Genomic DNA, 12755 nt, shown 5'->3' with positions numbered 1-12755 from the left:
TCAATCAGATTGTTTAAATTAGATGCAGGAATTACTCATCTAAAGTTACCATTTTTATTTCGCCATATATTTCTGAAAGACTAGATTTAGCATTATTTGCCTCTTTCAACTTTTCGAATTTAGCTAATGCAACTGCACTTTTATTATTAAGCTCTAATACACCTGCGCCAGAGAAACCATTTTGTCTTAAGTTACCTGCAAGAGTTGCCGCCTCTTTCATTTCTAAGTTTTCTTTCAGAATTAAATAGTAAACTTTCTTTTTACTTTTCTTAGGTCTTACTGCTGCATCGTTTTCTTTTTCAACAGGTTTTGCTGCTACTACTTTTTCTGTCTGGGTTTCTGCAACTGGCCAGCTATTATTTTCAGAAACTGAAACTTCATTATTTGTTTGATCAATTTCTTCCTCTAAAGCTATTTTATCTTCTGTTTCATTAGCTTCGAAATTACCATCTTTCTCAGGGAAAATTTCATCGATATATTCATCTGAAACTTGCCAATCGAGATAGATTAATTTACCTACATTGTTAGCAGGTTGGTCTTCTTCAATATTAATTCCGGCAAGGTCTCTATATACATTAGAGATATTTTGCATCCAGTAAAACTTTTCTTCTCCCAACCACACCTTATGAAAATCGAATAAATCTGAGTAGGCTACATTACGAACTTCAGGATTACGTAAACTCAGGTAAAAGTCTTTAAGGCATTCTTCAATTCCATAATAAGACCTATTACCCAATACATTATTGGCTGTAAAAATTACAGACCTGCCATCCATTGCTGGCATTTTCCAATTAAAAGCAACTGGATTATTAAACCATCTTGAAAGTGAGACTGTACCCATTCCTGTTTCAGTAACCATTACTGCTGTAGTAAACACAGGATTTATATCATACCTACGACTAGTGTTTATTATAACATCAGCCATTTCTGAAGGATTTAACTTCTTTTGATTCCCAATTTCTTCGTTTAAATAAATGCTGTTGTGGTAATTGTCGGCTATGTAATTTCTTAACTTTGCATGAAACTCTTCGGTCTGGTAAAAATCATTTTCAGGATTGGCATCTCCTTTTGGAGATTGATAGAATTCATAATTCGCATTTAAAGACAATGTTTTGTTTTTCAGTGTCTTTATAATTCCTACTTGCACTGGTCTTACACATCTAAAACCTATATCGTAATTATAACTGCCAATTGAAGCATAGCTTCTGTACGAAACTTTTAGCTGATCTTCAGTAGTACTTCCCCACGAGCCACCTCTCAATACTTTTACATCTCCAAGCTCAGGACCTAAAGGATTTTTCTTACTACTGTTATCATCGTAACCATCCTCATACCAATCGTTACACCATTGCCAGATATTTCCAGACATTCCGTATAAGCCATAGTCGTTTGCTTTTTGCGATTTTACATTAGCAAGCAATATCCAATTACCAAGTGGCTGCCCCCTTTCATTATCATAATTGGCAAAAGTTTTTTCAAAATCATTTCCCCATGGATATTCATTATCTTTTAGTCCGCCTCTTGCAGCAAACTCAAACTCTGCTTCTGTTGGTAATCTATATCCGTTTTTCTTCTTATTTAATTTCCACTTAAAATGTCCCCATTTATCTTTCTCTTCTGTTAATTCATAAGCAGGTTCCAAACCTTCTACCCTACTTCTCCAATTACAAAAATCTACTGCCTGGTTCCAACTCACACCAGTTACTGGCAAATCTGTTTTTTGAAATAATTCATTAGACCAGTAAGCAGGTATCTCACCTCCTGCTGCAATGTATTCTTTAAAATCATTTACTGTTACGGGAGTTTCATCAATATAAAATGATGTGAGCTTAATATGCTTTATGGGCAATGCATAAAAATTTTGCTCTGTATGATCTCCCATTGCAAAATTTCCTGCTCTAACCAACTTCATTGGTTTTAAACCAGAAATAGCTTCTGGTAAGAGAGATTCATTTACAAAGAGAAATGGTTTCCATATTGGAATAGTAATGATTACAACTAAGCAAAGAAGCAGAAATGAGGTAAAAAAATGCCTAATGAATTTCATCAGTAAAAAGTAGTTATCAGCCTATAATGTATGTATTTGTAGTGTTGTTGAGACAGTTTTCGAGATATGGTGTATAAATATAAGGACTTTATACAATAAAATCTCAACAAAATCCAAACCAAGCTAAAGGAAATTTAAGGATAAGGAAGAAAAAATACCATATACTCATTTCTTTAGCTACTTTTGCGCTTAAATTATTATAAACAGCTATTGTCTTGCACAGACTGTTATTTTAATAAAATATCAATACATATAAATCATAATACAGATTTTGTAATGCAGCACTTGAGCGAACAAGAGATTCAAAGAAGAGAGAAGAGGCAAAAATTAATGGAACTGGGTATCGATCCCTATCCTGCAGATTCTTTTACAGTAAATGTACAGGCTAAAGATATTCTTGAAAATTACGAACGTAGAAAGATCGATTATAAAGATGTTTCTATTGCCGGTAGACTCATGATAAAACGTGAGATGGGTAAAGCTTCTTTCGCTGAAATTCAAGATGCTTCAGGTAGAATTCAGGTTTATGTTGCCAGAGATGAAATTTGCCCAGACGAAGACAAAACATTATATAATACTGTATTTAAAAAACTGGTAGATATTGGTGACATTATCGGTATTAAAGGTTTTGTGTTTACTACTCAAATGGGTGAAATCACAATTCATGTAAAAGAATTGACTTTACTTTCTAAATCTTTAAAACCTTTACCATTACCAAAAACAGATAAAGACGGAAATATACACGATGCTTTTACAGATCCTGAAATGCGTTACAGACAACGCTATGCAGATTTGGTAGTAAACCCAAAAGTAAAAGAGACATTTCGTAAAAGAACTCAGTTGATGAATACAATGAGAGATTACCTTAACGACAGAGGTTATCTCGAAGTGGAAACTCCTATTCTTCAACCTTTGTATGGTGGTGCAGCAGCGAGACCATTTAAAACACATCACAATACTTTAGACATGACTCTTTATTTGCGTATTGCAAATGAATTGTACTTAAAAAGGCTAATTGTTGGTGGGTTTGATGGTGTGTATGAGTTTTCTAAAGATTTTAGAAACGAAGGTATGAGCCGTTTCCACAATCCAGAATTTACTCAAATAGAACTTTATGTTGCTTATAAAGACTATGAGTGGATGATGAACTTGGTGGAAGAAATGGTTGAAAAAATTGCTATGGAAATACATGGCACTACTGAGGTAAAAGTAGGTGAACATACAATCAACTTCCAAAGACCTTGGAAAAGATTTACCATGTACGAAGCAATTCAGCATTTTACAGACATCGACATTTCAGAAATGAATGAAGCAGAATTGAAAGAAACTGCTCAAAAACTGAATGTGCCTATTGACGATACAATGGGTAAAGGAAAAATGATCGATGAGATTTTCGGTGAGAAATGTGAGCCTTATTTAATACAACCAACTTTTATTACCGACTATCCTGTGGAAATGTCGCCATTGGCTAAAAAACACAGAGACAAAGAAGGTTTGGTTGAAAGATTTGAGGCGATCTGTAACGGTAAAGAAATCTGTAACTCATTCTCTGAGCTTAACGACCCAATAGATCAGCGTAAGCGTTTCGAAGAGCAGTTGGAACTAGGTAAAAGAGGTGATGACGAAGCAATGGTACTTGACGAAGATTTCTTAAGAGCACTTGAGTATGGTATGCCTCCAACAGCAGGTTTGGGTATTGGTATAGATCGTTTGTCTATGATCATGACCAACTCTCCTTCAATACAGGAAGTATTGTTCTTCCCACAAATGAAGCCAGAGAAAAAGCCACAATATGCTACTACTGCTGACTATGTAAAGATTGGAGTTAGAGAAGAGTTAGTTCCAATAGTGCAAAAACTTGGTTTCTTAACTATTGAAAGCATGAAAGAAGCCAATGCAAATAAATTATTTAATGATGTTTGCGGTATGAGGAAAAAAATGAAGTTGAAAGATGTGAAAAACCCAAGCAAAGAAGAAGTAGAAGGTTGGCTTGCAGCTATCTAAAAAATCTTTGTATTGGAAATACAGAACTTTGAACTCATTTCTGAGATAAATAAAAAAAGCTGATCTAACGATCAGCTTTTTTTGTATGTATTCAATAAGTAAGTAGTCTCTTTTATTTAAAAGTAGAATCAATCATCCACTTATGCCCATTTGCTTTGAGCAAATCATGCGCTTCTTTAGGTCCCCAAGAACCAGCTTCGTAATTCGGGAAGTTACCGGCTTTATTATTCTCCCAATTTTTTAAGATTGGCATAATTAAAGACCAAGCAGATTCCACTTCATCAGCACGCATAAACAAGGTAGCATCGCCTTCCATTACATCAAGCAATAAAGTTTCATAAGCTTCTGGTGGTTCCTGCTCGTAAGAGTTAGAATAGTCGAAAGACATTTCTACAGGTTTTACCAACATTTCCAAACCTGGTTCTTTTGCTTGGAAATTCAACTTAATTCCCATCTCAGGTTGAATATTTATTGTCAACAAGTTAGATGATGACATATGAGAAATATTACAAGGGAAAAGCTGATGAGAAACCGGCTTAAATTCTATAGTAATAGAAGAAGTTTTATTCCCCATACTTTTACCAGTTCTCAAATAAAAAGGAACACCTTTCCATCTCCAGTTATCTATAGAAAGTTTTAAAGCAACAAAAGTTTCGGTGTTAGATTCTGGGTCTACTCTTGGCGACTCTCTATAACCTACAACTTCTTTTCCTTTAATAACACCTTTACTGTATTGACCTCTTACTGCAAATTTGTCAACTTCGGCTTGCGTATATTTTCTAATAGCATTTAAAACATCAACTTTTCTGTTTCTTATGTCATCGGCAATATAGGTTATTGGAGGTTCCATAGCCACCATACAAAGTAACTGTAATAAGTGGTTTTGGATCATATCTCTCAATGCACCAGAAGTATCGTAATAATTACCTCTATGCTCTACCCCTACATTTTCAGCCACAGTAATCTGTACACTTTCTATGTAGTTTCTGTTCCAAAGTGGCTCAAAAATAGAGTTAGCAAAACGGAAGGCCAAAATATTTTGAACAGTCTCTTTACCAAGGTAATGGTCAATTCTATATATCTGACTTTCATCAAAACACTTAGTAAGCGACTTATTTAATTCTTTTGCAGAATTTAGGTCTCTACCAAATGGTTTTTCTACAATAATTCTTGCTTTCTTCTTATCGCTTGCTGCACCAGACTCACTTAGGTTTTTAGAAATTGTATCTACAAATCTTGGAGAAACTGACAAATAGAAAATTCTATTTGCAGATTTGTTCCATCCTTTTTCAATTGTATTAATTTCTTCGTGCAGATCGTCTATAGATTTTTTATCTGTAAAATCTGCTCTAAAATATTTCAAACACTGCGAGAATTTTTCCCAACGTTGTTCATCAACTTTACCGTTTCTGGAAAATTCATCGATACTTTCTTTCATTATTTTTTTGAAAGAATTATCGTCTTGTTCGTGGTGGCTTACACCAAGTAATATAAAATTATCAGGCAACCAGTTATCTAGAAAAAGATTGTAAACTGCTGGGCCGAGTTTTCTTTTACCCAAATCTCCAACAGCTCCAAAAATTACAAGAATGGTTGCATCCTGTTTTTTTACTGCCTCAATCATGATAGATTAAATATTTCTCTCTTAAACTTATGGTTTATTTAGTATGGATAAGGCCTTAATTAATTTTACTCCCACTCTGTATGGAAAATTCCATCCATATCAGTTCTTTCGTAGGTATGCGAACCAAAAAAGTCTCTTTGTGCTTGTACCAGATTTAATGGCAAACGCCCAGATCTGAGTGAATCAAAATAAGATAATGCAGAAGAGAATGCAGTTAAAGGAACACCTGCTTTTATCCCTAAAGAAATTACCTCTCTTGTATCACCTTGTATAGATTTAATCTCGGTTGCAAAGAATGAATCTGCAATTAGGTTGATCAAATCAGGTTTTGCATCATAAGCTTTTCTGATGTGCTCAAGTAAACCTGCTCTAATAATACAGCCACCACGCCAGATTTTAGCAATGGTTTCAAGGTTTAACCCATAGTTATAATCTTCTGATGCAGTACTTAATACAGCCATACCTTGTGCATATGCCATAATAAATGCAAAATACAGGGCATTTTCAACTTGATCTACGAAAGTAGCTTTATCTACAGAAGGGTATGTACCTGCACCATCAAAGATACTATCGAGTGTAATTCTGTCTGATTTTAATGCAGAAAGTTCTCTCATTGTAACAGCTGCATCTATGGTAGGTACTGGCATTCCCAAATCCATTGCGTTTTGAGATGTCCATTTTCCTGTTCCTTTTTGCTTGGCTTTATCAAGAATAGCATCTACTAGCATTCTGCCAGTTTCAGGATCTTCTTGTGTGAAAATTGCCGCTGTAATTTCTATAAGGAAAGATTGAAGTTTACCTTCATTCCACTTACTAAAAGTTTCGTGAAGCTCTTCGTTGCTTAAACCTCCTATTTGCTTTAATACATCATAGGCTTCAGCAATTAATTGCATTAAGGCATACTCTATACCATTATGCACCATCTTTACATAATTACCAGAAGAGGTATTACCAAGATATGCCACACATGGCTCGTTATTTACTTTCGCAGAAACTGCTTCGAGAATAGGTTTTACCAAATCATATGCTTCTGCTTTGCCACCTGGCATAATACTAGGGCCAAGTCTTGCTCCTTTAGCACCACCAGAAACACCTATACCCATAAAGTGAACACCTTTTTCTGTGAGGTATTTTTCTCTTCTGTTGGTATCTTCAAAAAATGAATTACCACCATCAATAATTAAATCTCCTTTATCAAGATGAGGTAAAAGATCATCAATTACAGAATCTACAGCTTTACCTGCTGGCACTAAAAGCATTACGCATCTTGGTGCTTCAAGCATATCTATAAATTCTTCTTTAGATGTTGTTCCTTTTACTTTTTTACCAGAACCTTCACTATTTAATGCAGCTACTTTTTCTTTATCAAGATCAAGACCTGCTGCTGAAAATCCGTTGTCTGCTACGTTTAGAATGAAGTTACGTCCCATTACTCCAAGGCCAACCATTCCAAAATGATATTTTTCCTGCTCCATAATTTAGATTAAAAAAAATTTTAGACTGTAGAAATATGATGAGTTTAAATGGAATTAAATTAAAAGTACGTAAATCTAACTTTATTGAGGATGGACTAGTTCGAATATTTTAGAATAAACCAGTGTATCGTCTGCAAAACCATTATATTCTACCGGAAAATACTGATTTAATTCTTTGTTTACATATCCCCAAGAGCATTTGTTTTTAATTGCTGTAGTTAGTGCATTTACTCCTTCTTCTCCAGTTTTGTCATCTTTATTACAAATAATTGGTTTATGAAAATACATTAATTGATCAATACGATCTTTATACTTTTGAACTGGTGTTTCATCCAAATGTATAAGAATGAAGTCACAAGCTTCAATCACTTTTGGAGAAACCGTACCATTTCCACCTCCACTTACAGATACAAGAAGATCGGGATTTGTTTCTTTTGACAGTTGAATTAATTCGATCATTGTATCTTCTTCTCTGATTACTTCATGATCATACTCCTGATGAGAATACTCGTTGGCTATATCTAGCATTACATTGCCAAACTGCTGCTCCTTAATCCAGTTTGCAGTACTCTTTACTGCTTGAAAAACAGCAGTATTATCTCTTAGTATTTGGTCTTGCCCGTGATAAAAACATCCCAGAATTACGACTATACCTTGTATATCACATACTCGGATAACATCTGCCAAACGATGTAAATAACTGGTTTTTAATTTCCCGTCAGGTCTAAAAGCTGAATTAATTGCCCCTTCGTAACCGGGCATACCTCCTTGCATATTTAAGGTAAAGGTATTAATTCCAGCTTTTTTATATTCTGAAATTTTTCGGAGGAAAAGGTCTGTATTTGATTTTGAATCAAAATCTGGATTAACCAAATCTTCAAAAGTTACATTTACCATCCTTACATTTAAAAGCAAGCCTTCTGCTTCTGTATTTGGATAAGTGAGTTCTCCATTAATTGCCCAAGCACCTTCTTTAATTTCAACTTTGGTTCGGGAAATAATCTGGCAATTAAATACAGAAATTGCTAGAAGAAAAAATAAGGATTTAGAATATCTTAATTTCAATTATTAAATGTAATGATACTGTTTATAATCGAACATTAAATAAAGGTAAATGTTTTTAGTCTAATAAGCACTGTTTATGTAAAACAGTGCTTATTTTATTTACAATTAAACAAAACTCGAAAGCTTTTCTATAGCAATATTAATTCTTGAAGCTACTTCATCTTTGCCAAGTACTTCTAGTACAGGCATAAGATCTGGGCCTCCACCAACTCCAGTTATTGCTAATCTTAAAGATTGCATAACTTTACCCATACCAATTCCTTTTTCTTCTAGAATTTTTACAAGAATTTCTTTTGCAGCAGTTTCATCAAAATTATCTGCATTTTTTACACCAGCAGCATAATATGTAAATACATCTACTACTTCGGCATTCCATTTTTTCTTTGCCACTTTTTGATCGTACTCTTCTGGCACTTCAAAAAAGAATTTTGCATTGGTATAAATCTCAGCCGGAAAAACTACACGCTCTTGCATTAAAGAAGTGATCTTTTTTGCTTTTTCAAAATCACATTCAATGCCTTCTGCTTTGAGTGTTTCCAGATACTTCTCAGTTAACTTTTCTACTGGATAGGTTTTTAGATATTGTTGATTAAACCATTTTGCTTTTTCAAAATCAAACTTAGCACCTGACTTACTAATTCTTTCAATAGAAAATACTTCTATCAATTCTTCTTTGGTATAGATTTCTTGATCTGTTCCTGAACTCCAACCTAACAAAGCTAAAAAGTTCGTAAATGCATCTGCCAAAAAACCATCTTCTCTATATCCAGAAGATATTTGGCCATTTTCTGGATCATTCCATTGCAATGGAAAAACAGAAAATCCCAGTTTATCACCATCTCTTTTACTCAATTTACCTTTACCACTAGGTTTTAGCAACAATGGTAAGTGTGCAAACTCAGGCATTTCGTTAGCCCAACCCAAACTCTCATATAGCAAAACATGCAAAGGTGCTGAAGGTAACCACTCTTCACCTCTAATTACATGTGTTACACCCATTAAGTGATCGTCTACAATATTTGCTAAATGGTAAGTAGGCATACCATCAGCTTTAAGCAAGATTTTATCATCAATTGAATGAGAATGAACAACTACCCACCCTCTAATCATATCTTTTAGACGGATTTCCTTTTTTATAGGTACTTTTAACCTAATTACATAAGGCTCTCCACTTTCTATTTTTTCTTGCACTTCTGCTGCACTCATAGTTAATGAGTTTTTCAACCTATTTCTCATTACAGCATTGTAAAAGAAGCTCTCTCCTTTTTCCTTCTCGAATTTATCTCTTAGAGCGCTAAGTTCTTCGGATGTATCAAAAGCGTAATATGCTTTACCTTCTTTTACTAGTTTTTCTGCATACTCTGCATACATCTCTTTTCTTTCAGACTGGCGGTAAGGCCCTCTGTCTCCTGGATTCCACGGACTTTCGTCTAACTCAATTCCACACCATTCTAAAGCTTCCTTTATATATTCTTCAGCGCCTGGTACGAACCTATTCTGATCAGTATCTTCGATTCTGAGCAACATGGTACCGCCGTGTTTTTTAGCAAAAAGATAGTTAAATAATGCTGTTCTTACTCCACCAATATGCAGGGGTCCTGTAGGACTCGGTGCAAATCGCACAATTACGTTATTTTCCATCAATCTAAATTTAAATTCTCAATTACAAATCTATAACTTGCAATGCAAGTGCGAAAGAATAGATAGTATTAAATGTACATTAAATTTATATTCCAATAATTTTTTTTCTATTTTTTCATTATCTGGTTTAACAAAATGAATTAATATCTACATTTTGTGGAATATTCTTCTTTAAATTAATTTTTCTTCATAAAATAGTAGTGAATATTTTGTAAGGTGTAGATTTTTTTATCTGAAGCCAATTTTTGATATACTAACCTTTAAAGGAAAAGTAACCGATGAAATCACCGCTTGACTTAAGCAAAGTTGTACTTTATCCGATCAGCTCTCAAACTGATTATTTCCGCGAGATACAACAAAAAAAACAAATATTTTTACATCACTCTGTATCTCACCCAAATCCTGCAGATGTAATTGAAAACTGGAGAAGTAAAGGTCCAAGAATTGGAGCTTGTTTATGTATAGCTGGTAAACCCTACTCAAATGCGGCAAGCTATAAAGATGGTCAAATTTATAGTGCCTTTCCATCAAAATATTGGGCTATGCACTTAAACACTCATGTGAGTAGTAATGAAGTACCTGCCAGATATAAAGATCGCTTTCATACAAGATCGCTTGAAAAAGGTTCGATAGCAATTATGCTTTGTAATGCGGGAGCACTTTCTTGGGAAAATGGCAAATTCTATACTGCATACAGAACAACAGTACCAGAGGATCAAGTAATTGAGTATATAGATAAATTTAGAAATCACCGATTTTACCACAAATATTCAGAAAACCAGATTGAATCGCTCAGCAAATTACTGTTGTATCTTTGTGAGGTATATTCTATTCCTAAAACTTATCAGGCAGATATGTGGGATATTTCAGATAGAGCACTAAGAGGTACTCCAGGTATATTTTCTCATGTAAGTGTAAGATCAGATATTTCTGATGTACACCCACAGCCAGACTTAATTGAAATGCTTTCTGCTTTAAGTGCTGCAGGAATGACAGCCACTACTCTACCAGAAACTTTTAATCAGGAAGCTTTCGATAAAGATGAAAAAAGCGATGAGTCTACGACTAGTAGTTTAGACGAAGTAGAAGAAACTGAAGATAAAACTGAAGAAAATATCGATAAAGATTAAAAAAAATCAAGAAACATAAAATATATATAAAAAGCCATCGTAAAAAAGAAAGCTTACAGGATGCTTTATTCCTGTACTTGATGTTCGATAGCTTTAATAATTTGACCAAATAAGAGCCGTGTTACTGATGCGGCTTTTATTATTTCCCCTCCTCAATCTTTTTAATCTTTATCTTTTATATATTATTCAATCTTGCACGGATAGTCAAACAGACAATTATCTTTAATCTGTTCAGCTACTTTCTGAGGCACAAGCTCTTCCCAAGAAGTTTCTCCATTTTTTATTGAGGTTAAAACATCATCAGAAATAATATGGAGGTGTTTTTCATCACAGCCTAAAATATTTTCAATTTTATTATTGGCAACCAGATACATAAATAATTGCACTAAATGCTCTGGCAAGAAAATATCTTCGCTGTGTATAATTTCACTAGAACCTTTTCTGTAAGATGGGTAAACCAAAAGCTTAATATTTCTACCGAACAAAATACCAAAAGACTCTAAAATTCCACCTTTTAAATCGGTATAATATTTTTCCATAAAGATTTTCTCAATGCTATACACACCGAGAATCATCCCGATTTTTTTATTTCTAGTGAATTTAGAGAGATAAGCAATTAGCTTATAATATTCTTGATAGTTGGAGATCATTACAGTTTGACCCAATGAACACAGAATATTTACTCTGTCCATAAAATCTTTTTCATCAATTTCTCCTTCGTTAGAATCTTTTAAGTCTGAAAGAGTAAGCTCTGAAAGTGTAATGATATTTTCTGGATTCACATCTGGCTCTTTGCTGAACTGTGCATAGCCTCTTTCGAGCATATCAATATTTACCTTAGTTACAGGTCTAAAACGACCTCTTAAAATCAAGATGTTCTTTTTGTATAAAACATCGGCTGGCTGTAACACCTCTCCATCCGGACCAAACATGGTTGCTTTTGTCAATCCGTTTTTCACCAGTTTTAAACTGAAGATTCTGTTATCTACATCTTTAAAATCTGGACCAGATAATCTAAAAAAGTCAATTTCCATTCTGTTAGATGTTACTTCGTCTAACAATGAATTCAATAATTCTTCTGGATTATCATATAAAAAGAAACAACCGTAAATTAGATTTACTCCAACATAGCCAACTGCTTGTTGCTGTAATATAGGATCGTTGTCTTTCATTCGAATGTGAATAACACATTCGTTGGGTTCACTTTTAGGTGTTAACTGATACCGAAGCCCCATCCAGCCTCTACCTTCATTTGTTCTTTTATAATTGAGTGCCTCTACGGTATCTGCAAATGCAAAAAAGCAAGTATCTTCTGCTTTGTGTTGTAATCTCTTAATACACAAGCGATACTCTTTGTCAATCATTTTTATCAACCTGGGCTCGCAAACATATCTTTTTGTTTCTTCGGGTCCGTAAATAGCATCACTAAATGCCATATCATATGCCGACATTGTTTTTGCTACTGTACCTGATGCTCCTCCGGCTTTAAAGAAATTTGCTGCCACATCTTGGCCAGCTCCAATTTCTGCAAACGATCCATAAATTTTATTATCAAGATTTATTCGAAGAGCTTTCTCTTTTGTAGTAAGTTTTTTGGCGAAGTCCATAGTTGAATGCCAGACGTTTTAGTTAATAAAAACTGTAATATATTATATCAAAAAAATACAACGGAATATGTTTAAAATTAATTAGCCTTTTATATAATTTCTTTGAAGGATTAATTTTTTCCGTCTACTAAAATTACCTATTAAAAAAAGGAAACCCGATGC

Annotated in this window: 8 protein-coding genes; 2 read left to right on the top strand and 6 right to left on the bottom strand. The window is 34.1% G+C overall.

Annotated elements, in window-relative coordinates:
• Positions 1 to 31: 31 nt before the first annotated feature.
• Positions 32 to 2047: an SUMF1/EgtB/PvdO family nonheme iron enzyme gene (locus OQ292_RS09375; protein ID WP_284685800.1), complete on the bottom strand. Its 2016-nt coding sequence runs from the start codon at positions 2045 to 2047 to the stop codon at positions 32 to 34.
• Positions 2048 to 2323: 276 nt separating this feature from the next.
• Here OQ292_RS09375 and lysS point away from each other — a divergent pair, with 276 nt between their 5' ends.
• Positions 2324 to 4051, top strand: coding sequence for a lysine--tRNA ligase (gene lysS, locus OQ292_RS09370; RefSeq protein WP_284685799.1), 1728 nt, complete (start codon positions 2324 to 2326; stop codon positions 4049 to 4051).
• A 112-nt stretch (positions 4052 to 4163) separates the two neighbouring features.
• Here lysS and zwf read toward each other — a convergent pair whose 3' ends face one another.
• The 4 genes from zwf to gltX form a co-directional block, all read right to left on the bottom strand.
• Positions 4164 to 5675, bottom strand: coding sequence for a glucose-6-phosphate dehydrogenase (gene zwf, locus OQ292_RS09365; RefSeq protein WP_284685798.1), 1512 nt, complete (start codon positions 5673 to 5675; stop codon positions 4164 to 4166).
• 65 nt (positions 5676 to 5740) lie between these two features.
• On the bottom strand, positions 5741 to 7150 hold the full coding sequence (gndA, locus tag OQ292_RS09360; protein ID WP_284685797.1) for an NADP-dependent phosphogluconate dehydrogenase: 1410 nt from the start codon (positions 7148 to 7150) through the stop codon (positions 5741 to 5743).
• Between the two features lie 81 nt (positions 7151 to 7231).
• Positions 7232 to 8215 (bottom strand): cellulase family glycosylhydrolase, encoded by a 984-nt coding sequence (locus OQ292_RS09355; RefSeq protein ID WP_284685796.1) that lies wholly within the window; start codon positions 8213 to 8215, stop codon positions 7232 to 7234.
• A gap of 105 nt (positions 8216 to 8320) precedes the next feature.
• The gene (gltX, locus tag OQ292_RS09350; RefSeq protein ID WP_284685795.1) at positions 8321 to 9856 is read right to left on the bottom strand and encodes a glutamate--tRNA ligase; all 1536 of its coding nucleotides are present in this window, start codon (positions 9854 to 9856) and stop codon (positions 8321 to 8323) included.
• A 278-nt stretch (positions 9857 to 10134) separates the two neighbouring features.
• Here gltX and OQ292_RS09345 point away from each other — a divergent pair, with 278 nt between their 5' ends.
• Complete coding sequence (locus tag OQ292_RS09345) at positions 10135 to 10986, top strand: N-acetylmuramoyl-L-alanine amidase (RefSeq protein ID WP_284685794.1); 852 nt, start codon at positions 10135 to 10137, stop codon at positions 10984 to 10986.
• A gap of 182 nt (positions 10987 to 11168) precedes the next feature.
• Here OQ292_RS09345 and OQ292_RS09340 read toward each other — a convergent pair whose 3' ends face one another.
• Positions 11169 to 12593 (bottom strand): TonB-dependent receptor, encoded by a 1425-nt coding sequence (locus OQ292_RS09340; RefSeq protein ID WP_284685793.1) that lies wholly within the window; start codon positions 12591 to 12593, stop codon positions 11169 to 11171.
• Between the last annotated feature and the right edge of the window lie 162 nt (positions 12594 to 12755).

It is taken from the genome of Chondrinema litorale (genome assembly GCF_026250525.1).
Taxonomy (GTDB): domain Bacteria; phylum Bacteroidota; class Bacteroidia; order Cytophagales; family Flammeovirgaceae; genus Chondrinema; species Chondrinema litorale.
Note: the sequence above shows the minus strand (reverse complement) of the source record. Positions and strands in the feature narration are given on the sequence as shown.